The following is a 21,901-nucleotide window of genomic DNA, read 5'->3' as shown; positions in this document are numbered from 1 at the left end:
GGCCTCTCTGTTAATGACGCTGACGACTTGTTATTGTTTTAAACGCTATTTTTTATGATCAGGCTTCATTGGGGGCTGGGCTACCTCACCAAATATGGGTATGGTAGAGGCACGTCACTCCCCCTCATGCGAGATCATCATGAAGCTGTCCTTCAAGAAACCGGCCTTCATCGGCCTCGGGCTCATCGCCCTCGTCACCGCCATCTGGCTCGACTACTACCTGCCGGAACACACCATCGCCACCATCACAGGGGTGGAGGTGAAACGCACCGACAAGGATGGCCCCATCAGCCAGAAGAACCCGGCCGACGGCCCCACCACCGACGTTTACTACATCTATACCGAGCGTCCCGGCGAGAAGATCCGCGTGTTCCGCAACGAAGACACCGAGTGGGGCTGGCCCTTCTACTTCAAGTTCAACGCCGCCGACGTGCAGGCCAAGGCCAAGTCGATGGAGTTCGAAAAACGGCTGGCCATCATCACCTCCTACGGCTGGCGCATCAACATGTTCTCCATGTTCCCCAACGTCACCAAGATTGAGAGCACCGAGCCCGACGCTTCCACCTGGAGCTTCTTCCGCTGGTTCTGGTTCGGCATCTGGGCCCTGGTGATGGGCAAGGCTGCCATCGCCACCTGGCGCTACTTCGATCGTCTCGAGGACGAGATATGAGTGAGCCGAGCAAGACGCGCACCAGCTTCTATCGGCGGCTCTACGTGGCCTGGCTGATCAGCCAGGGCACGGATACGGTGCCGGCCATCATGGAGGCGACCGGTATGCCGCGCCGCACCGCGCAGGATACGCTCAGCGCCCTGGCCGAGCTGGACATCAGCTGCGGCTTCGAGCAGACCGAGGGGGCTCGCCATCTGCAGGGGCACTACCGCATCAGTGACTGGGGGCCCATCAACCCGGCCTGGATAAAAGCCCAGCTGCCGGTTATCAAGGAGACGCTGGGTTACCCCTGAAACCACAGACTTGATCGTCTGTGACTGGGACCAATCCGCCAGATAAAAAGAGGGCCAGCCGACAAGGCTGGCCCTCTTTTTATCTCTGCCAAGGCGTCGGCCTTGTTTCTACTCGGGGAAAGGCTCCTCCGGCAGCGACTCCTGGCTCTCGCCCCGGGTGCAGTCGATGATGGAGCGCTTGGGGTTGTTGGGATCGCGCAGCAACAGGGGGGCCAACCCCTCGTCATGCTTCTGCTCGTCGGAAAACTCGCTGCCGTAGGCGTTGTGGGTCAGCCGGCGCGCGTTGGCGATGGGGGTATCCACGAACAGGGCGTGCACCTCGAAGGTGGAGGCCGGAATGAGAAAACCACTGATGGGCAGGCCGTGCAACTCCTGGCGGGTCTTGTACCAGGCGAAGCCGTCCGCCACCTTGTAGGGGGTGTAGTGGTTGAGCTGCGGGTGCGCCGGCTTGCCGGTCTCGCTGTCGAGATAGAGATCATCCAGCTCGCAGGTCGCCAGCCCCTGCCACATCGACTCGAACGGCGTGGCACACCCCGTCAGTTGCAACCCGGCCAACAGTGCCAGCCCTGTCTTCCACATCGCTTCGCCCCTTCTTGCAAGAGTGGAACTGCGTTCAGTCAAAGGCCCGCAGCCGCGTGACCAGCAGATCGATAAAGCCCGCCCGATCCAGCCCCAGCAGCACCAGCGCATTGGCCGGCTTACCGGTCAGACCGTAGCGATCCACCACCGTCATGCCGCTAGTATGGGTGCCGCCTGTCTCGATATCGACCCGGCACTCGACCCCGTGGAACAGCGCGGGAGCCAGCAACCAGGCAATGGTACAGGGGTCGTGCAGCGGCGCGCCAGCAAATCCCCACTTGGGATCCCGGTGGTAGATCATGAAAAAGTCGAGCAGCCCGGCCACGCACTGGGCCACCGGATTGGTGATGGCGCGTACCCGTTCGATGTCCTCGTCCATCACCTGCGCCTCGTGGGTCACGTCCAGCCCGCACATGGTGATGGGGAGCCCCGACTTGAACACCATGTCGGCCGCCTCCGGGTCCACATAAATATTGAACTCCGCCGCCGGGGTCCAGTTGCCGGCTCCCGCCGCACCGCCCATCAGCACGATGCGGGCGATCTTCTGCTTGAGCTCGGGGTGGGCCGCCAGCAGCAGGGCGATGTTGGTGAGCGGGCCGGTTGGCACCAGGGTCACGGGCTCAGGGCTCTCGCGCAGGCACTTGGCCATCAGCTCCAGGGCGGTCATGGCCACGGGGGCAAAGGCGGGAGCCGGCAGTTTGGGGCCATCGAGCCCCGATTCGCCATGGACGTTGTCGGCGATGATAAGCTCGCGGGCCAGCGGCTTGGGAGCCCCCGCCGCCACAGGAATGTCGTCACGCCCCAGCAGGGTCAGGATGCGCAGGGCGTTGTTGAGGGTCTTGTCCGGCGTCTGGTTGCCGGCGCTGGTGGTGACCGCCAGCACCTTGAGCTCGGGGCTGGCCAGCGCCAGGATGAGGGCGATGGCATCATCGTGGCCGGGATCGCAATCGAGAATAACGGGCAACGCCATGGACAGGCTCCTTACAACATGACAGGGAGCCATACCTTAGCAAGCCGCGGCTGCATTAACTCTGGAAGGGGTCACAAAATGGCCCCTTTCCCGCCTTATCAAGCAGTTAGCCACAAAACGAGGGCCGCTTCTGCAGTTATTCGCCGCGCCCCGCCGGTTCGGGTATGATCCCCCTCCCTTTTCAGACCGTGCGCCCCATGTCCGCCATCATCGACACCTTCATCGCCCCGCCCTGTGCGGCCGCCATCGAGATCCTGTTTGAGGATGAACACCTATTGCTCATCAACAAGCCGAGCGGCCTGCTGAGCCTGTCGGGCAAGAACCCGCAGAACCTCGACTCGGTGCACCACCGGCTGGTGCAAGATTATCCCGGTTGCGCCCTGGTCCATCGCCTCGATTTTGGCACCTCGGGGATCATGCTGGTGGCCAGGAACAAGGCCATCAACGCCCTGCTCTGCCGCCAGTTCAGCCAGCGCACGGTGAGCAAGGCTTACAGCGCCCTGCTGTGCGGCCATCTGGCCGAAGACGCGGGGGTGATCGATGCCCCCATCGCCAAGGATCCGGCGCTGTTTCCGCTGATGAGCATCTGCGCCGTCAGCGGCAAGCCCGCCCGCTCCCGCTATCAGGTGATGACGCGCCTGATCTGCCAGGTACAGGGCGACACTGTGCCGCTGACCTCGGTGCGGCTGGTGCCGGAGACCGGCCGCACCCATCAGCTGCGCATCCACAGCCAGCAGCTGGGCCACCCCATCCTGGGCTGCGATCTCTATGGCGGTCTGCTGCCGCCCGGCTGCGAGCAGGCGCCGCGGCTGATGCTGCACGCCAGTGAACTCGACTTTGCTCACCCGATCAGTGGCGAGCCGATGCAGATCCGCTGTGAGGCGCCCTTTGAGCAGGCGCTGGCGGCCATGACGGGGCAACAGGGGTAACGCAGAAAAGAGGGGAAAAGGAGAAGGGGAAAAGCGGTAAACGGCGGATAAAGATAGGGGCCGTGCTTTCGCAACGGCCCCCACCCCCCACTCGGTACTCTTTGTTACAAAGAGGGCTATCAGATCAGTTTGCGGGCGGCGCCCAGCACGATCTTGATGGCATCAGATTCGGTCTTCGCCATGGTCTCGGCGTTCGGGATCTCTTGCTGGGTACGGTTCACGATGACACCGGCCACCATGCCGGCGCGCAGGCCCTGGCTGGAGCACATGGTCAGCAGCGTCGCGGACTCCATTTCGAAGTTCAGCACGCCCATGGATTGCCACTCTTTCATGGAACCCTGGAAGCGTTGTACCACGCGGCCGGAGAAGGTGTCGTAGCGCTCCTGACCCGGGTAGAAGGTGTCAGAAGAGGCGGTGACGCCCACGTGCAACTTGGAACCCAGCTCCTTGGCGGTGTTGACCAGCGCAGTGGTGCAGTCGAAGTCGGCCACGGCCGGGAACTCCATCGGCGCGAAGTGCAGGCTGGCACCGTCGAGGCGCACGGAGCCGGTGGTGACGATCACGTCGCCCACGTTCAGGTGCGGCTGGATGGCGCCGGTGGTGCCGATGCGCAGGAAGGTACGGATGCCCAGCTGAGCCAGCTCTTCCACCGCGATGGAGGTGGACGGGCCGCCGATACCGGTGGAGCAGATGATCACGGCCTTGCCGTCCATCTCGCCACGCCAGGTAGTGAATTCACGATGGCTGGCCAGGTGCACCGGGTTATCCAACAGTTCTGCGATGCGCTTCACGCGCTCGGGGTCACCGGGAACGATCGCCAGGGTGGCGCCTTGCAGATCCGCTTTTTTCAAACCCAAGTGAAATACATCAGACATAGTGGACTCCTGGTTGCTCCCCACCAGCATGGTCAGGGGCAAGTTAAGGTGATTCTTTATGGTACTTTCAAGCCTTCACTCCCCTCGTCGGGGAGGCGCCAACTATGGTCGAAAGCGCTTTCCAATTCCTTGAAGCATCTCACACTTCCTTGCATTGACAGCCACAAATTCGGCGCAAAACGTTTGCTAACTTGATGAATTAATTGAAAAACGTTTTTCTGCTCGCGAACAGGCTAGCGCGCTTGTCAATCCCTGTCGCGGCCCATGTTTCCGGTACGTGATCGAGTCCATAAAGTTGCAAAGCAGATACTATTGACCCCTTTTCATCCCCCCTGACGGTGCTATGTTGGCGCCCGTATACCACTTAATGGCTAATCATACGGAGTCCATCATGGCGACATTCAAGTTCTACATTCCCGCAATCAACCTGATGGGGGCAGGCTGCCTGCAAGAGGCGGCAGCTGATATCAAGGGTTATGGCCATCGCAAGGCGCTGATCGTCACCGACAAGATCCTCAATCAGATTGGCGTGGTCGCCAAAGTGGCCGGCCTGTTGACAGAACATGGCATTGAAAGCGCAGTTTTCGACGAGACCAAACCCAACCCGACCATGACCAACGTGGAAGCGGGCCTGGCCATGCTCAAGGCCAATGGCTGCGACTGTGTCATCTCGCTGGGGGGGGGCTCGCCCCACGACTGCGCCAAGGGCATCGCCCTGGTGGCTGCCAACGGTGGCAGCATCAAGGATTACGAAGGGGTGGATCGCTCCGCCAAGCCGCAGCTGCCGCTCATCGCCATCAACACCACCGCCGGCACCGCCTCCGAGATGACTCGCTTTTGCATCATCACCGACGAGGCCCGCCACGTGAAGATGGCCATCGTCGACAAACACGTCACCCCGCTGATGTCGGTCAACGACCCCGAGCTGATGCTGGCGAAACCCGCCGGCCTCACCGCCGCCACCGGCATGGATGCGCTGACCCACGCCATCGAGGCCTATGTCTCCACCATCGCCACTCCGGTGACCGATGCCAGCGCCATCATGGCCATCCAGCTCATCGCCAAACACCTGCGCACCGCCGTCAACCACGGCGACGATCTGCACGCCCGCGAGCAGATGGCCTATGCCCAGTTCCTGGCCGGCATGGCCTTCAACAACGCAAGCCTGGGTTACGTGCACGCCATGGCCCACCAGCTGGGCGGCTTCTACGACCTGCCGCACGGGGTGTGCAACGCCGTGCTGCTGCCCCACGTACAGGCCTACAACGCCCAGGTGTGCGCCGCTCGCCTGAAGGACGTGGCCCGTCACATGGGGGTGGATGTGAGCGCCATGACCGATGAGCAGGGGGCTGCCGCTGCCATTGCCGCCATCCAGCAGCTGGCCCGCGACGTCAAGATCCCGGCCGGGCTGGAGCAGCTCGGCGTCAAGGCGGACGACTTCAACGTGCTGGCCGAGAACGCCCTGAAAGACGCCTGTGGCTTCACCAACCCGAAACAGGCGAGCCACGACGAGATCGTCGCCATCTTCCGCGCCGCCATGTAAGGGGCGCAATGGGCAGAAAGGGTCGCATGGCGGCCCTTTTTATTGGCTGATGGATCAATGGCTTTTTACTTCCGTAGAGGGAGCCGGTATGATTTGCCGAGCTTAAAAAGACTTGAATGGATGATCTGAACTCGATATGCGGATGAAACACCTGATTGCCGCGGCCCTGACCGCCCTCACCCTGTCCGGTTGCAGCCTGGTCTATCGCATCGATATTCCCCAGGGTAACTATGTGGAACAAAAACAGGTCGACAAACTGCGCCAGGGCATGACCCGCGAGCAGGTCGAGTTCGTGCTGGGCTCTGCCATGCTGCGCGATGGCTTTGACCCGAACACCTGGTACTACCTCTATGAATTCCAGCCGGGGCGCGGCGAAAAAGAGCGCAAGGAGCTGACCCTGACCTTTGCCAATGACAGATTGGCCACGGTCACCGGCGACTTCCCGCTGCCAGCGGCCTTCCATACCCCGCTCTGATCCCATCCACAAAACCGGCCTCGCGCCGGTTTTGTTTTATTGCCGCCGGCCACCCATTACCCCCTTGCAGAGGGCAGCCCCTCGCCCAATACTGGCCTCGATTCAATCACACAGGGAGAGCAGCATGAGCAGGATCCTGATCGCCGGAGCCAGCGGCCTCATCGGCCGCGAGCTGGTGCGACAACTGCCCGCGGAGCATGAACTGACCCTGCTCTGCCGCAAGCCAGGAGAGCAGCAGCCCGCCCACCACTGGCTGCCGGTCAATTTCGATATGCTGGCCGAGGTGAATCTGCCCGAGCTGGTGGATCTCGCCTTCTGCTGCCTTGGCACCACCCGCAAGGAAGCGGGCTCCGCCGAGGCCTTTCGCCGGGTCGATCTCGACTATGTGCTGGCCTTTGCCGAGCTGGCCCGCCGCCACGGCTGCCAGCGGCTGGTGGTGGTCTCTAGCCTGGGGGCCAACCCGCACTCCCCCGCCCTCTATCCCCGTACCAAGGGGGAGATGGAGCAGGCCCTGCTGGCCCAGCCCTGGCAGCGGCTAGCCATCGTGCGCCCCGCCATGTTGCTGGGGGATCGCCAGCCGCCGCGCCGCTCGGAGCAGTTTTTCCAGGCCATCTACCCCTTGCTGAAGCCACTGCTGGTAGGCAGGTTGCGCCGCTGGCGCGCCATCAAGGCCAGCCAGGTGGCCCGCGCCATGATAACCCTCTCCTGCCAGCCCGCCGGCTGCGAAGTGGTCGAGAACGAGTGGCTGCTCCAGCTGTAACGAAGCGCCCCGCTTGGCGGGATGACGGGATCAAAAAAGGCGCCAAGGCGCCTTTTTTAGATGCGGTGTCGAGCCAGAGGCTCTCAGTCTGACTGTTTGCGATTGGCATTGGGCCGGCCGCCGGTCACCACGTCGGCACGCCCCTCCTCCTTGGCCTTTTCCGCGCGCTTCTTGCGCATCTCCTTGGGATCGGCGATGAGCGGGCGGTAGATCTCGATGCGATCGCCATCTTGCAGCAACTCGGAACCCTTGACTGGTCGACTGTAGATGCCGAACTTGTTGACCGCCAGATCGATCTCGGGATGCTTGCTCATGATGCCGGACTGCTCGATGGCGGCCTGCACCGTCGTGGCCGGCGCCACCCGCAGCCGCAGCACTGTCTGCTGCTGAGGCAGGGCATAGACCACTTCGATATTGAGTTGATCAGGCACCGTACACCACCTTGGCGCGGTTGGAGAAGGCCAGCACCATGGAGCTCACCAGGTCGCGGAAGATCTGGCCAAACGCCAGCTCGATGAGTTTGGAGGTGAACTCGAAGTCGAGATCGAACTCCACCTTGCAGGCATCCACGTCCAGCGGGGTGAAGGTCCACCAGCCCGCCAGCTTGCTGAAGGGCCCCTCCACCAGCTCCATCTTGATCTGCCGGTTGGCCTCGAGCTGGTTGCGGGTGGTAAAGGTCTTGGCAATCCCGGCCTTGGCCACATCGACCGACGCCGTCATATAGTCATCGCCGGTCTCGTGGACACGGCTGCCGACACAACCGGGCAGGAACTCCGGATAGGCGTGAACATCATTGACCAGCCTGAACATCTGTTCTGCGCTGAACATCACCAGGGCACTGCGAGTAATACGGGGCATGGCTTTTCCTCATCCAATCGCCGCGATTTTATCACCATGTTTGCGCTTTTGGAGGTAAAACCTCGGTCAAACTGCTCATAAAGCCATCAGTTGACCCGCTGCGCGTTTTACAGCCGCCCTTGCCCACGTATAATGCCCTCCTCCCAGTCATTGCCGGAAATCGCCCGTCATGAGCAAAAAAAACAGTAAAAACAAAGCCGGGTCCAACACCATTGCACTCAACAGAACCGCGCGTCACGAATACTTCATCGAAGAGAAGATCGAAGCGGGTCTGTCCCTGCAAGGGTGGGAAGTCAAATCCCTGCGGGCGGGCAAGGCCAACATCAGCGAAGCCTATGTCATCTTCCGCGATGGCGAGGCCTACCTGTTCGGCTCCAGCTTCCTGCCACTGCAGGCTGCCTCCAGCCACGTGGTGTGCGACCCGACCCGGACCCGCAAACTGCTGCTGAGCCGTCGTGAACTCGACAAGCTCGAAAGTCTGATCGCCCGTCAGGGCTATACAATCGTGCCGCTCGCCCTCTACTGGAAACAGTGCTGGGTCAAGGTCGAAATCGGCCTGGTGAAGGGCAAGAAAGAGCACGACAAGCGCGAAGACACCAAGGCCCGCGAATGGGATCGGGAAAAAGCCCGCATCATGAAGAACAAGAACCGCGGCTAATCCGCTTGATGCTGCAAGGTCCGGGCTCCTGCCCGGACTTTTTCTTTTCCGGCCCGCCGCTTACCCGCTCCCGCCAGGCGTGCGCACAATAAATCGGCAAACGGAGCAGCTCCCTGCGGGAATGACCATCAACGCCTTGCCATGGCAGGATTTTTGCGTACAATCCCTCTTAACAACTTGGGGCTGATTCTGGATTCGACAAGATTCACGAAACCCAAGGTGCATGCCGAGGTGCGGTAGGCCTCGTTAATAAACCGCAAAAAAATAGTCGCAAACGACGAAAACTACGCACTGGCAGCTTAATAACCTGCGCAGAGCCCTTCTACCCTAGCTTGCCTGTGTCCTAGGGAATCGGAAGGTCATCCTTCACAGGATCGTGTGGAAGTCCTGCTCGGGGCGGAAGCATTAAAACCAATCGAGCTAGTTAATTCGTGGCGTGTCTCTCCGCAGCGGGTTGGCGAATGTAAAGAGTGACTAAGCATGTAGTGCCAAGGATGTAGTAATTTTGGACGGGGGTTCAAATCCCCCCAGCTCCACCAAACGTTTGGAAAGGGCCACCTCGCAAGAGGTGGCCCTTTTTATATCCGGCATCCTGACGCTTAAAAAGATTCACGCCTCACCAAGAAGGCATGGAAATATCCAACCCAGGCACAGTAACGTCAACAAACTCGTCAATGCCCCGCCACAACCGAGCCTGCTCGCGAACGGCCTGCTGATAGGCCCAGGTCACAATAGCGGTAGAACGTTCGGCATCAACCCCCACCAAAAGCCCGAGCTCGTCGGTGAGGAGTGTTCCATGCATCACAATATTCTGCTCATACCAGGCATCCCTATGCTCTGGCGCTGCGAGGAAGTCTCGCTTGCTGCGATTGCAGTTGGCATGTGCCAGCACGAAGTTGTGACCCAGATCGAGAGGATAACGGCGCCAGGGGATGAAGTGATCCACCTCGCCAGCCCCCTGTATCGCCTTGCGGCAGTAAAAGCAGGTTCCCCCCTGCAACTCTCTCAGTACTTTCCCCACTCGTCCCAGCCCCTGCCGGCGTGAACCAAAGAGAAAATCTTCCAGCCCCACACTGGGGCCAATCAGCCCCTGATTGCCCTTTATATCGCAGATAAGTTGCAACCAATGTTGTCGGGAGAGGGAAACCACCAGATCGTAAAAGCGATGAAGACAGTAGAGAATACCGGGGTTCAGGCAAATGTGATCCGCCCCCTTGCGATGAGGATAGAGGTGGCACACCTCCTGACCTCCCAGGATCTGCAAACGCCATAACGGGCCTTCAATCAGGATACGCCGCACTCGGGCAAGGAGAGGCCGCCAGGCAGAATGGTCCCGCAAAGCGGTCACCGAACTCACCCCCTCTTCACGCAGCCGAGACAACTCCGTCAGCATGATTGCCTGACGCCCGCTGCTCTGCTTGAGCAAGGCAGCACTTTCTTCCGTTGCCGAGTAAGGTAGAGAGTGCTGCCAGTAGAGCTCAACAAACTTGGCTGCAAGCTCATCCAGCGTGATGGTACGGGCCGCTGCCAGTTCATGGTTATCGGCATTGCGCCCGATGGCGATATCTGCAATCCCGTGCAGCAAGGCACACTTGTAAGTAGCCACAAAATCGCCTTCGGTGAAAATGCGTTGCAGATAAGCGATAAAGGCAAGTTGTTGCTCAGGGGAGGCGTGCATGTGTTCCCCCCAGGATCAGGCTCTGCCAACTTAGCTCACCACGAGCCATGACATCCTGTTGTAGGGCCGAGGCGTGGAGGATCGTCAGCCCCTCCTTCCATGCCAGACATTCAACTTCCTCAAGGCTCACCGGGAACATAGCCCGCTCCCGCATCTCCTGCTCTGATACGGAGAAGCGAAGACTCAACACCAGATAACCCTGTGGCGAGAGCAGCTCACCAAGACGAGCCAAGGCCAGCGGGCGATCCGCCAAAGACAAATGCATCCAGACCGCACTGAGCAGGATCAGATCAAAAGGGCCGATTACATGAGAGAGTGCTGGCATGGAATCATTAACCCACGTCACCGCTAGCGTGCGAGTATAGCGTTGACCCAACGCACTGAAGGCGTGACAAGGCTCGACCGCCACCACATGGTGGCCAGGGTTCAGGCCACCCAAAAAAGCTGCATCCCGTCCACTGCCCGCCCCTACGTCAAGCAGTCTGCGTGGGGCCACCATCAGCCAAGGTTCCAGCAATGTGAGCCAGTCACCATGAACGGCACGGGCCGGGAGCTGCTGATAACGGGCTGCCAGTTCGTGGGCATGGTACTGGTAGTAAGCGAGAGACACGATGCGTTCCAATCGGGAAAGGAAGAAAAATAATCTCACAGGATCAGTGAGTTGGCCATGACTAGTACAACACTTTCCAAACATGAACGATTAAGGGACAGAGGCATTTACAAAACCGGGAGTCCGCCAAAAGAACCGCAGCCAGGGGCTCCAAATGATGGCACCGTTCAATATTTCGGGTAATATTCATCCAACTCACTGATCTCTTGGCACTTATTATCGCAATGAGAGGTCAACGCCAGATGGAGATGGCTATTGATGAACCCCCTTGTTGTCGTCACCCCGTTTGGGGATGACAAGATTCTCTCCTTTGATCTTGAACTGACCCGAGATGAAAAACTGCGTCACTTAGGGGCGCTCCTGGCGGAACGTGAGCTCAATCTCAAAGGGCCGCAAGAGCTCTCCATCAAGGCACTCAATGCACTGGCACAAGACGCAGACCTGATCCTTGGCCACAACATTCTCGATTTTGATCTCCCTTGGCTGGCCAAACAGGCTGTACGTCCACAACTGCTTCTCGATAAGCCGGTCATCGATACCCTCTATCTATCGCCTCTCGCTTTTCCCAAGAATCCCTATCATCGCCTGGTGAAGGATTACAAGCTGGTACGAGATACCCTTAACGATCCGGTCGCCGATGCAAGGCTCGCGTTGCAGATCTTCTCCGAACAGTTGGCAGCCTTGCAGAACTTGCCTCTACCCCAGTTGCAGCTCTATCAATATCTTTTTAGTCAAGGCGTCACGGCGCAGTTCAATACTCAGGGACTCTCCCTGGTGTTTGCCCGGTTAACGGGTAGACCTCTAGTCAGGGTCTCCGAACTGCCCACCCTAATTAAGAGCATTGCTCATGAGAAGGCATGCCCGAATCAACTTAGCCGGGTAATTGGCGATGCCCTGCACCAACCCATGCTGCTGTTGCCTTTGGCCTATGCCTGCGCCTGGTTGCCGGTTTCCGGCGGTAACTCAGTGTTGCCCCCCTGGATTTGGCGCCGTTTCCCTCAAACGGCAGAGATCATCAACACAGTTCGTGAACACCATTGTGGCCAAGCTGACTGCAGCTACTGCCAGGAAAACCACGATGCACGCGGTCATCTGCAGCGTATCTTTGAACTCGATGATTTCCGTAATCTGCCTAACGGAGAGCCACTGCAGAAAACCCTGGTCGAAGAGGCGATGGCAGGCACGCCCTTGCTTGGGATCCTGCCTACCAGCGGTGGCAAATCGCTCTGCTACCAACTCCCTGCCCTGGTCCGCAATCAGCGTAGTGGCGCCCTCACTATCGTCATCTCGCCGCTGCAGGCACTGATGAAGGATCAGGTGGACAATCTTAAATTCAAGGCCGGCATCGAAGGGGTGGCCGCCATCTCCGGTCTGCTCACCCTGCCCGAACGCGGTGCGATCCTAGAGCAGATCCGCATGGGGGACATTGCGCTTCTCTACATCTCCCCGGAGCAGCTTCGCAACCGTACCGTAAAACAGGCCATACGGCAGCGTCAGGTCGGTGGCTGGGTGTTTGACGAGGCGCACTGCTTGTCGAAATGGGGCCATGATTTTCGACCCGACTATCTCTACTGCGCCAAGGCGATCGCCGCCATTGCCACTGAGCAACAGGTTCAGGTTCCCCCCGTCTTTTGCTACACCGCCACGGCCAAGCTGGATGTGATTCAAGATATCTGCGATCAGTTTCTCGATAAGCAGACCCGACCACTACTCAGACTCGAAGGTGGGGTGGAGCGCACCAACCTCGAGTACCAGGTGATCGAATGTCCCGGGCTTAATAAACAGGGCCATATTCTCAATCTGCTCGAGCAGTTCTTCGGTGAGGGCAGGCCTGGCTCCTGCGTTATCTATTGCGCAACCAAACGCAGCGTCGATGAGCTAGCCGACTTTCTTGGCCAGCAACAGTCCCTCACTGTCGCCCGTTTTTATGCCCGCATGGACAGCGCCCAAAAGAAGGAGACCCTGGAGCAATTCATCAATGGCGAGATCCGGGTCATCTGTGCAACCAATGCCTTTGGCATGGGGATCGACAAAGACGATGTACGATTGGTCATCCACGCTGACATTCCCGGCTCCCTCGAAAACTATCTGCAAGAGGCGGGTCGAGCAGGCCGCGACACGCATCAGGCGCACTGTGTTCTGCTGTTTGATGAGCAGGATATAGAGAAGCAGTTCCGACTCGAGGCCATGAGTGAAGTCAGCCTGCGCGACATCAAACAGATACTGCGCGGGATACGAGTGAGAGCCAACAAGGGAAACCGGCAGGAGAACCCGGCACCGCTGGTTGCGACCAGCGCCGAACTCATCAATCAGCCCGAAGTAGAGACCAGCTTCGCCGCCGACGACAACAATGCCGACACCAAGGTCAAGACGGCTATCGCCTGGCTCGAGCGAGCCGGATATCTGGAACGCAGCGACAATATCACCCAGGTGTTTCAGGGCCGTCCCCTGTTTACCTCCACCGAAGAGGCCATGAAACGGGTTGATACCCTGAAACTTGCCCCCAAGGCTAAAGCCATCTGGCAAGCCGTTATTCAAGCGCTCATCAATGCAGATGACGACGATGGACTCAGTGCCGACACCATTGCCGAAGAGGCGGGCCAGTACATGGTAGATCAGGGAAGCGGAGTGCAAGCCAGTGAAGTGATGCGCGTGCTCACTCAAATGGCGGATGTGGGATTGCTCTCGCAAGGCATGCTGCTCACCGCCTGGATCCGCCCCAAGGGGAAAGACAACGCCCGGGTACTTTGTGGCCAGGTACACAGCATTGAAAAGGCGATGTTCGCAACCCTGCGGGAACAATTGCCTGCCCCCGAGCCCAACATCGGTCACCCCCTCAACATGCGACTCCTCAACCAGGCCATCAAGGAGCAGGGCCATGAGCAATGTAACCCTGGTTTGCTACGTAACCTGTTGACCAGTTGGTCCCAAGATGGCCGCTCGGGTGGAGAGAAAGGTGCAATTGATGTGAGATACCTCTCCCGGGACCACTACCAGATAACATTCAACCGCACCTGGTCCCAAATCGAGCAAACCATCGATCAGCGCCATGCCGTTACCGGGGCAGCGCTCGACTTTCTCTACACCCAGTTAGCCAGCAGTGAAGAGAGTGTCCAACGTCAGGTCATGATCTCGTTCGCCCTAGAACAGTTAATCAAATATCTGCGCGAAGATATGGATGTGGCCCAACTGATGGGCAAGCGGGAGGCAAGCAGCCAACAGGAGTGGCTACTCAAGGGGTCTGAGCGAGCACTGCTCTATCTGCACGAGCAGCATGCCATTGTGCTACAAAATGGCCTCGCCGTTTTCCGCACGGCCATGACATTGACTCTGACGGCGGAGCGCCAGCAACAGTACAACAAGGCAGACTATCAACCCCTCGAACATCACTATCGCCAGAAGGTTATTCAGATCCATGTGATGAACGAATATGCCCGCATTGGTCTTGAGCACTTCAAGAAAGCCAGGGATCTGGTGACCGACTACTTCTCCATGGAAGCTGACAAGTTCCTCGGCCACTACTTCAAGGGAAGAGGCAAGGTGTTAGAGCTGGCGACCAGTGAACACTCCTGGAAGCGTATCGTGGAAGAACTGCACAACCGACCACAAGAGCAAATAGTTCAAGCCCCGCCCGAGCAAAACTTGCTGGTACTGGCAGGGCCAGGTTCGGGCAAGAGCAAGGTGATCATTCACCGCTGCGCCTACTTACTGCGGATCAAACAGGTCGACCCGGCCAAGATCATGCTGCTTTGTTACAACCACAACGCGGCCATGTCCTTGCGCCGCCGCCTGGTCGAACTGCTGGGACGCGATGGTGCCAGGGTCTCGGTCTTCACCTTCCATGGCCTGGCCATGAGCCTTACAGGCAATGCAGTGCAGAACCGCACCTCGGACGATATCAACTTCACCGCCATCATCGATGACGCCATCAAGCTCTTGCGGGGAGAGCAGAGTCAGCTCGGCCTCGAGCTCGAAGAGCAGCGGGAGCGCCTGCTAGGGGGACTGCAATTTTTGCTCGTCGACGAGTATCAGGACATAGATGAACAGCAGTACCAACTTATCGCAGCACTGGTAGGCAAGAGTGAGGAAGATGAAGAGGCCCGCCTGCATCTGATGGCCGTGGGGGATGATGACCAATCGATCTACGCCTTTCGTGAGGCAAATGTCAGCTTTATTCGCCGCTTTGAGCAAGACTACAACGCCCAAACTCACTTTCTGACCTGGAACTACCGCTCCACCGCCCACATCATCAACACCTCAAACCGCTTGATTGAGCACAATCAGGATCGCATGAAGCGCAGGCACCCCATCGAGATCGACGACCGGCGCAAGATTGAGGTAGCCGGGGGGCTCTGGGAGGGACTGGAGACCGCACAAGGCCGCGTCATCATCCAGCAGTGTCAGGATGCGGCCCAGCAAGCCGCTGAAGTGGTGAGACATATTGCGCTCATCCGTGAGAAGGATCCCACCTGCCCTTTGGAGTCTATTGTCGTGTTGGCCCGTAACGGGCTGGAGAAAGACGAGCTAGCCTGGGTTCGCTCGGCACTGGCAGATGCCGACATTCCCTGCCGCTTCACCCTGGATAAAGAGAATGGTTTCCCCGTGCATCGCTGCCGTGAGATCTTACGCTACCAAGGTTGGCTACAACAGCAAGGCCATACCTTGCTAACGGCCGACCAACTTGCAGCCCCCCTCCCCCCGCTTGCCCAAGCCAACCGCTGGGAGGCGCTACTGCACAGTCTGATTGCTCAGTGGCAAGCCAGCCAGGGGGAGCATGCTCTTTCGGCCCACCACTTTCTGATGTTCCTCTACGAATATCTGAGCGAGCAAAGACGCCAGATCCGCTTCGGCAAGGGAGTGCTGCTCAGTACCGTGCATGGGGTCAAGGGGGAAGAGTATCGCCATGTGCTGCTACTCGACGGTGGCTGGCAACGCGCGACAGAGCTATCGGCCGGTAACCTGGAAGAGGAGCGTCGCCTCTTCTATGTGGGGATGACCCGCGCCATCGACAGGCTAGTTCTCATGGCTCGCCAGGATCAACGTAACCCCCATATTCCACTGATCGCCCCCCACTGCTTCACGCAGATTCCCAGCGCAACAAGACCGAACAGACAACGCCGCTTTGCCATGATGGGCATGTCGCAACTGGTATTGGGGTATGCAGGGCGCAGCAACGGGACCCACCGTATCCACCGGCTCCTCAGTCAGCTAAAGGTTGGCGATTCAGTGCGCATTGCCCCCGATAAAAACAACAAGCTTCACGTCTATCACCAGAGTCACGAGATAGCCCGCCTCTCACAGCAAGGAGAAGAGACCTGGCGGTTCGATATGAATACCATCCGCGAAGCCAGGGTGATCGCCCTGGTGGAGCGGTGCAAAGAGCAGGAGAAAGAGGAGTTTCAACCCCATATCCGCAGCGAGCGCTGGGAGATCCCCATCATAGAACTGGAGCTGTAACATCTGCGCACAGTACGGCCAAACGGAGACCAACGGCAGTTTTCAACAGATGGCCCATCAAGAGCCATATCTGTATTCATTTTGCAGATCGCAAGGTACTGCCAGCATGGCATAAATTACGGCCGCGACGGCTGTCTGGAGACAGACGGTCGCCTCCCTCTCGGCCATCAAGAAGCGGGCCCGGGCCTTTCTCAAGCAGCAGGGGGCGGATCCCGCAGCACTGGCAGAGGGGCGTGTCGGCACAGCCCAGCTGCTGGCACGCTATCAGCAGGGGGATCCCATGATCCGGGCCATGGTGGACGAAGGAGCCCGTGCCATTGGCCTGAGCCTCTACAACTTCCTCAACATCCTCAACACCAACCGCATCTGGCTCTATGGCCGCAGCTGCGGTTTTGGCGAGGAGTGGCTGCAGACCATCATCCACCAGACCGGTGCCAACCCGTTCGACTGCAGCGATGCCGTCAACGCCACCCACATCCGTTTTGGCCAGCTCAGCCGCGCCCAGCAGGTGATGGGGATTGGCTATCTCTATGTGGAAAGTGCTCTGGCACAGCCTCGCTAGCCTGTTTGCGCAAGGGCTGACTCAGACCCCTGCCTGCTGGCAGGCCCAGTCGATGAAGGCTTGCGCCTTGGGGTTCTGACAATTGGGCAGGGTGGCGATGTAGTAGCGCTGGGCGCAGCGCACCGCCATGTCCGGGAAGGGGGCCACCAGCTCGCGCCGTGCCAGCCGCTGGCTCACCAGGTTCTGGCGTCCCATGGCGATCCCGGCGTGGTTCATGGCAGCGATGATGGCGAGATCGGAGCGATCAAACCCCATGCTGACCCTGCATGCCGAAAGCGAAACGCCGGACTGTTCGGCCCAACCGGACCACTCGTCATCGTTGGAATCCTGGCTCCAGGCTTGCCGATCGTGCAGCAGGCGGCAGTGCGCTAGGTTGGCCGGGTTGCCGAGCAGGCCGTGCTGTTCGGCATACTTAGGGCTGCACACCGGCACCATGTACTCGTCCATCAGCGGGTGGATGGCGAGCCGCGCAGGCGTCTTGTCATCGAAGCAGAGGGCGAGATCGATGCCGTAGCCATGCAGGTTGATGTTCTCGTTGCCGGTCATGACGTTGAGCTCGATCTGGGGATGCTGACGGGCGAAATCCGCCAGTCGCGGCACCAGCCAGCACTGAGCAATGGAGGGGCGTGAGAAGACGGTCAGGGGGCCCGACAGCTCCTGATGGCGGATCTCCAGGATCTCCTGGTTGATGAACTCCAGCGATGAGGTGAGTGCCCAGAACACCCGTTGCCCGTCTGCCGTCAGCGCCACCTTGCGGTGAAAGCGCTGGAACAGCTTGAAGCCAAGATCCTCCTCCAGCGCGCTAATCCTGTGGCTCACCGCACTCGGGCTGAGCGCCAGCTCGTCAGCCGCCAGCGCAAAGGAGCCGTGTCTGGCTGCCGCCTCGAAGGTGTGCAGCCTGGCCAGTTGATAGCCGTTGAGCAACTTGCTTCCCGCGATACGGCTTCTCGCCACCTGGTGATCCTGCTTATACATGACGCCCCCATTGCCCCCTTCAACACATGCGCCGATGATACCGAAAAAGCGTCCCCTTGCATCAGCTCACACCACCCAATATCACCATCAGGTCAACAATGTGATGAATGCAGCACCCTTGCATCAATCCAGCTCATCCAAGACGCTCATTTCATCATTTGTCACGGCCACCTCATTGGCATTGAATAACGCCAGCCTTATTCCCATGCCGGGGTGCGCCATGAGCGCCTCAACAGGGCTCGGCGCCCCCGGCCGACAGCCATCATGGACCCCATGGCTCTGTGCCAGCTCTGCCATCGTGGGCGCAACCCTGCTGGCACCTGCATGCCCGAATTCAATGACGAAGCCGAGAACACCATGAAAAACATCGACGTATCACACCTCACCCAGCAGTTTCCGCTGCTGCAATCCCTGATCGCGCTGGAACCGGTCAGCTGGTTCAACCCCAGGGCCACCCCCCTGGTGGAAGGTCTGCCCTATGTGGGGCTGGATGGCCACAACGTGGCGGAAGCCTCCGCCCGGCTGGCCCGCTTCGCCCCCTACCTGTGTGAAGCCTTCCCCGAGACCCGCGCCAGCAAGGGCATTCTGGAGTCCGAGATCGCAACCATTCCCGCGATGCAGGCCACTCTCAACCAGCGTTACGGCGTTGAGGTCGCCGGTCGATTGCTGCTCAAAAAAGACAGCCACCTGCCCATCTCCGGCTCCATCAAGGCACGCGGCGGTATCTACGAGGTGCTGACCCATGCCGAGCAGTTGGCCATCAAGGCCGGTCTGCTCTGCGAAGAGGACGACTATCGCAAGCTGTTCACGGACGAGTTCCGCCACTTCTTCAGCCAGTACAGCATCGCGGTCGGCTCCACTGGCAACCTTGGCATGTCCATCGGCATCATGAGCGCCCGCCTCGGCTTTCGCGTCACCGTCCATATGTCCGCCGATGCGCGGGAGTGGAAGAAGCGCAAGTTGCGCGAACATGGCGCCATCGTGGTGGAATACGCCGAGGATTACGGGGTGGCGGTGGAGCAGGGCCGCAAGGAGGCCGAACGCGACCCCAACTGTTTCTTTATCGACGACGAGAACTCCCGCACCCTGTTTCTCGGCTATGCGGTGGCCGGTGAGCGGGTGAAAAAGCAGTTTGATGACATGGGGATTGTGGTGGACGCCGACCATCCGCTGTTTGTCTACCTGCCTTGCGGTGTCGGTGGCGGCCCCGGCGGGGTGGCCTTTGGCCTCAAGCTCGCGTTTGGGGACAACGTTCACTGCCTGTTTGCCGAACCAACCCACTCCCCCTGCATGCTGCTCGGGGTGTACACCGGCTTGCACGATGCCATTGCGGTGCAAGACCTTGGCATCGACAACCTCACCGCTGCCGACGGCCTCGCGGTGGGGCGCGCCTCCGGTTTCGTCGGCCGCGCCATGGAGCGGCTGCTGGCAGGCTTCTACACCCTGAGCGATCAGGAGATGTACGACCTGCTGGGACTCTTGGCCCGCGATGAGCAGATCAAGCTGGAACCTTCTGCGCTGGCTGGCATGGCAGGCCCGTGGCGCGTCGCGGCTGACCTTGAGTGGCAGGCCGGTCAGGGGCTGGATGTCGCCAAGATGGCCAGCGCCACCCACCTGGTGTGGGCCACCGGCGGCGGTATGGTGCCCGCCGAGGAGATGGAAAAGTACCTGGCCAGCGCCCGCTTCTGATCTTTTTTTCAGCCATAAACCCCGCCAGACTGGCGGGTTTTTCTCGTGTGAGATCAGCAAGATGGCGTGCATGTTCGGGTGCATATAAAGTGGACGGCCAGACAGCTGGACACCCTGAATTGCTGACAATCCCCCCAAGCTGGTTATTTTGTGATACGATAGTGACCGTTTTTTGACATCTGCACCCACGTTGGCGCCCTGTTCGGGCGAGATCGCGACCTAATCCGTTGATCACAACCATCAAAGGCATGCAGAAAAACCGTGGCCTGAAGGCCCCGTCCGGCACAAAGCCTGGCGGCGGTCAGCAAGACACACGAGATAAGGAGATCGGGCAATGAAACAATATCAAAGCTGGCTGGGACAATATCTGATGAGTCGCCGCGATGGGGACCACGCCATGGCATCCGAACTCGCCAGCTCCATCTGCGAGTTCTGGCAGACCCAGGGGGATGAGGCCGAGCAGGACAAATGGCAGCAGATCTACCAGCACCATCTGGAACGAACCACCTAATCATCCGAATCCTTGCCTTGCAGCCCCAAACTGCAAGGCTCTCTTTTATCCAGCCCCTTCTTCCCCTCGCCTCCTTTGTGCTCTCGCCATGACAGCGCAGATCTGCCTGCCTGCTTCATATCGTTGCCCGCATCCTTTCAACAGGTTACCGGGCAGGGCCGCCTGCCATGTGCAATTTGGCGTCACATCGGCACGTTCGCGCCTTGCCCCTGCCCCTCCCCTTTGTTAGAGTCGCGCGCCGCGCGGCCACCGCGCCCATAACGACAACGCGCGCCCAGAGCGCCAGCAACGAGCGAGAACAATCCATGCGTGAGCGCATCAGACAAGAGTGGTTTGGCAACGTCAGGGGGGATCTGCTGTCGGGCACGGTCGTGGCCCTGGCCCTGATCCCCGAGGCCATCGCCTTCTCCATCATCGCCGGCGTCGATCCCAAGGTGGGGCTCTACGCCTCCTTCTGCATCGCCGTCATCATCGCCTTCACCGGCGGCCGCCCGGCCATGATCTCCGCCGCCACCGGCGCCATGGCCCTGCTGATGGTGACCCTGGTGCGCGAGCACGGCCTGCAATACCTGATGGCCGCCACCCTGCTCACCGGCCTGCTGCAGATCCTGGCCGGCTACCTGCGCCTCGGCGCCCTGATGCGCTTCGTCTCGCGCTCGGTGGTGACCGGCTTTGTCAACGCCCTGGCCATCCTCATCTTCATGGCCCAGTTGCCGGAGCTGACCAACGTCAGCTGGCAGGTCTACGCCATGACCGCAGCCGGGCTTGGCATCATCTACCTGTTCCCGCGCCTGCCGCGCATCGGCACTTTGCTCCCCTCGCCGCTGCTGTGCATCGTGCTGCTCACCGCGGTGAGCGTCGGCCTCGGCCTCGAGGTGCGCACGGTCGGCGACATGGGCGCCCTGCCGGACACCCTGCCGGTCTTCATGTGGCCCGACGTACCCCTCAATCTCGAGACCCTGGCCATCATCTTCCCCTACTCCGCCGCCCTAGCCGTGGTGGGACTGCTCGAATCCCTGATGACCGCCGCCATCGTCGACGAGATGACCGGTACCCGCAGCGATCGCCACCGCGAGTGCAAGGGGCAGGGGCTGGCCAACATCGCCGCCGGCCTGATGGGCGGCATGGCGGGCTGCGCCATGATCGGCCAGTCGGTCATCAACGTGAAATCCGGTGGCCGCGGCCGTCTCTCCACCCTGGTGGCGGGGGCCCTGCTCATCGTCATGGTGGTGTTCCTGGACGAGTGGATCCGCCAGATCCCCATGGCCGCCCTGGTGGCGGTGATGATCATGGTATCCATCGGCACCTTCTCCTGGGGCTCGGTGCTGCGCATGCACAAGACGCCGCTGGCCACCAACCTGGTGATGCTGAGCACGGTGGCCGTGGTGGTGGTGACCCACAACCTGGCCCTCGGGGTGCTGACCGGGGTGCTGCTGGCCTGCCTCTTCTTCGCCCACAAGGTGGCGCGTACCCTGTTGGTGCACAGCGACAGCGAGCGCCACGGCGCCACCCGCACCTACCGGGTACACGGCCAGGTCTTCTTCGCCAGCACCGAGCAGTTCTGCGCCGGCTTTGACACCGGCGAATCCCTTGAGCGGGTGGTGATCGACTTAAGTGACGCCCACTTCTGGGATCTCAGCGCCGCCGAGGCCCTGACCACGGTGCGCCGCCGCTTCGAGGCTGCCGGCACCGAAGTGCAGCTGACAGGCGTGAGCGACGCCAGCGCAGCCCTGCTCGGCCGCTTTGCCCCGGCGACCTGACCGAACGCCGCTTTGGCGCCAGGCGCCCATAAAAAAGGCCAGCCCCCTG

General features: G+C 60.1%; 20 protein-coding genes and 1 other RNA gene. 13 read left to right on the top strand and 8 right to left on the bottom strand.

Features of this window, described 5'->3' with window-relative positions:
* The first annotated feature begins 139 nt into the window (after positions 1–139).
* Both I6L38_RS04320 and I6L38_RS04315 read left to right on the top strand, forming a co-directional pair.
* Positions 140–670 (top strand): DUF1523 family protein, encoded by a 531-nt coding sequence (locus I6L38_RS04320; RefSeq protein ID WP_010634531.1) that lies wholly within the window; start codon positions 140–142, stop codon positions 668–670.
* Positions 667–963, top strand: coding sequence for a helix-turn-helix domain-containing protein (locus tag I6L38_RS04315; RefSeq protein WP_005298972.1), 297 nt, complete (start codon positions 667–669; stop codon positions 961–963). The genes I6L38_RS04320 and I6L38_RS04315 overlap by 4 nt, the downstream gene beginning before the upstream one ends.
* A gap of 108 nt (positions 964–1,071) precedes the next feature.
* On the opposite strand, the gene I6L38_RS04310 is transcribed toward I6L38_RS04315, so the two are convergent.
* Both I6L38_RS04310 and rihA read right to left on the bottom strand, forming a co-directional pair.
* Entirely contained in the window at positions 1,072–1,542 is a 471-nt protein-coding gene (locus I6L38_RS04310; RefSeq protein ID WP_005298971.1) for a hypothetical protein, read from the bottom strand.
* Between the two features lie 34 nt (positions 1,543–1,576).
* A complete protein-coding gene (gene rihA, locus I6L38_RS04305) occupies positions 1,577–2,512 on the bottom strand; it encodes a pyrimidine-specific ribonucleoside hydrolase RihA (protein ID WP_216989203.1) in 936 nt (311 codons plus the stop codon).
* A 164-nt stretch (positions 2,513–2,676) separates the two neighbouring features.
* Between rihA and I6L38_RS04300 the strand changes: the two genes are divergently transcribed.
* Positions 2,677–3,441: an RluA family pseudouridine synthase gene (locus tag I6L38_RS04300; RefSeq protein ID WP_216989202.1), complete on the top strand. Its 765-nt coding sequence runs from the start codon at positions 2,677–2,679 to the stop codon at positions 3,439–3,441.
* A 119-nt stretch (positions 3,442–3,560) separates the two neighbouring features.
* Here I6L38_RS04300 and udp read toward each other — a convergent pair whose 3' ends face one another.
* The gene (udp, locus tag I6L38_RS04295) at positions 3,561–4,316 is read right to left on the bottom strand and encodes a uridine phosphorylase (protein ID WP_005298967.1); all 756 of its coding nucleotides are present in this window, start codon (positions 4,314–4,316) and stop codon (positions 3,561–3,563) included.
* A 391-nt stretch (positions 4,317–4,707) separates the two neighbouring features.
* Here udp and yiaY point away from each other — a divergent pair, with 391 nt between their 5' ends.
* The 3 genes from yiaY to I6L38_RS04280 all read left to right on the top strand — a co-directional run bounded on the left by yiaY (position 4,708) and on the right by I6L38_RS04280 (position 7,094).
* Entirely contained in the window at positions 4,708–5,859 is a 1,152-nt protein-coding gene (gene yiaY, locus I6L38_RS04290) for an L-threonine dehydrogenase (protein WP_216989201.1), read from the top strand.
* A 136-nt stretch (positions 5,860–5,995) separates the two neighbouring features.
* The gene (locus I6L38_RS04285) at positions 5,996–6,334 is read left to right on the top strand and encodes an outer membrane protein assembly factor BamE (RefSeq protein WP_011705347.1); all 339 of its coding nucleotides are present in this window, start codon (positions 5,996–5,998) and stop codon (positions 6,332–6,334) included.
* Between the two features lie 124 nt (positions 6,335–6,458).
* A complete protein-coding gene (locus I6L38_RS04280) occupies positions 6,459–7,094 on the top strand; it encodes an NAD(P)H-binding protein (RefSeq protein WP_216989200.1) in 636 nt (211 codons plus the stop codon).
* Between the two features lie 83 nt (positions 7,095–7,177).
* On the opposite strand, the gene I6L38_RS04275 is transcribed toward I6L38_RS04280, so the two are convergent.
* Complete coding sequence (locus I6L38_RS04275) at positions 7,178–7,525, bottom strand: RnfH family protein (RefSeq protein WP_017766151.1); 348 nt, start codon at positions 7,523–7,525, stop codon at positions 7,178–7,180.
* Complete coding sequence (locus tag I6L38_RS04270; protein WP_201988454.1) at positions 7,518–7,952, bottom strand: SRPBCC family protein; 435 nt, start codon at positions 7,950–7,952, stop codon at positions 7,518–7,520. The genes I6L38_RS04275 and I6L38_RS04270 overlap by 8 nt, the downstream gene beginning before the upstream one ends.
* Before the next feature lie 169 nt (positions 7,953–8,121).
* Here I6L38_RS04270 and smpB point away from each other — a divergent pair, with 169 nt between their 5' ends.
* Positions 8,122–8,610: an SsrA-binding protein SmpB gene (gene smpB, locus I6L38_RS04265; RefSeq protein ID WP_017766150.1), complete on the top strand. Its 489-nt coding sequence runs from the start codon at positions 8,122–8,124 to the stop codon at positions 8,608–8,610.
* Between the two features lie 179 nt (positions 8,611–8,789).
* Positions 8,790–9,149: a transfer-messenger RNA gene (gene ssrA, locus I6L38_RS04260) on the top strand.
* Between the two features lie 77 nt (positions 9,150–9,226).
* Here ssrA and I6L38_RS04255 read toward each other — a convergent pair.
* On the bottom strand, positions 9,227–10,288 hold the full coding sequence (locus I6L38_RS04255) for an HNH endonuclease (RefSeq protein ID WP_216989199.1): 1,062 nt from the start codon (positions 10,286–10,288) through the stop codon (positions 9,227–9,229).
* Positions 10,272–10,937 (bottom strand): bifunctional 2-polyprenyl-6-hydroxyphenol methylase/3-demethylubiquinol 3-O-methyltransferase UbiG, encoded by a 666-nt coding sequence (locus I6L38_RS04250; protein ID WP_043170116.1) that lies wholly within the window; start codon positions 10,935–10,937, stop codon positions 10,272–10,274. Before I6L38_RS04250 ends, I6L38_RS04255 begins: the two co-directional genes overlap by 17 nt.
* A 219-nt stretch (positions 10,938–11,156) precedes the next feature.
* Here I6L38_RS04250 and I6L38_RS04245 point away from each other — a divergent pair, with 219 nt between their 5' ends.
* Together I6L38_RS04245 and I6L38_RS04240 are read left to right on the top strand one after the other, a co-directional pair.
* On the top strand, positions 11,157–16,355 hold the full coding sequence (locus I6L38_RS04245; protein ID WP_216989198.1) for a RecQ family ATP-dependent DNA helicase: 5,199 nt from the start codon (positions 11,157–11,159) through the stop codon (positions 16,353–16,355).
* A 280-nt stretch (positions 16,356–16,635) separates the two neighbouring features.
* Positions 16,636–16,917, top strand: coding sequence for a hypothetical protein (locus tag I6L38_RS04240; RefSeq protein ID WP_216989197.1), 282 nt, complete (start codon positions 16,636–16,638; stop codon positions 16,915–16,917).
* Positions 16,918–16,938: 21 nt separating this feature from the next.
* On the opposite strand, the gene dsdC is transcribed toward I6L38_RS04240, so the two are convergent.
* Positions 16,939–17,892: a DNA-binding transcriptional regulator DsdC gene (dsdC, locus tag I6L38_RS04235; protein WP_216989196.1), complete on the bottom strand. Its 954-nt coding sequence runs from the start codon at positions 17,890–17,892 to the stop codon at positions 16,939–16,941.
* Positions 17,893–18,249: 357 nt separating this feature from the next.
* Between dsdC and I6L38_RS04230 the strand changes: the two genes are divergently transcribed.
* The 3 genes from I6L38_RS04230 (at position 18,250) to I6L38_RS04220 (ending at position 21,852) form a co-directional block, all read left to right on the top strand.
* The gene (locus I6L38_RS04230; RefSeq protein ID WP_216989569.1) at positions 18,250–19,581 is read left to right on the top strand and encodes a D-serine ammonia-lyase; all 1,332 of its coding nucleotides are present in this window, start codon (positions 18,250–18,252) and stop codon (positions 19,579–19,581) included.
* 334 nt (positions 19,582–19,915) lie between these two features.
* Complete coding sequence (locus I6L38_RS04225) at positions 19,916–20,092, top strand: hypothetical protein (RefSeq protein ID WP_005298942.1); 177 nt, start codon at positions 19,916–19,918, stop codon at positions 20,090–20,092.
* A gap of 305 nt (positions 20,093–20,397) precedes the next feature.
* Positions 20,398–21,852, top strand: coding sequence for a SulP family inorganic anion transporter (locus tag I6L38_RS04220; protein WP_019839587.1), 1,455 nt, complete (start codon positions 20,398–20,400; stop codon positions 21,850–21,852).
* The last annotated feature ends 49 nt before the right edge of the window (positions 21,853–21,901 follow it).

Origin of the sequence: Aeromonas sp. FDAARGOS 1408 (genome assembly GCF_019048665.1) — a bacterium.
Lineage (GTDB): Bacteria > Pseudomonadota > Gammaproteobacteria > Enterobacterales > Aeromonadaceae > Aeromonas > Aeromonas dhakensis.
Note: the sequence above shows the minus strand (reverse complement) of the source record. Positions and strands in the feature narration are given on the sequence as shown.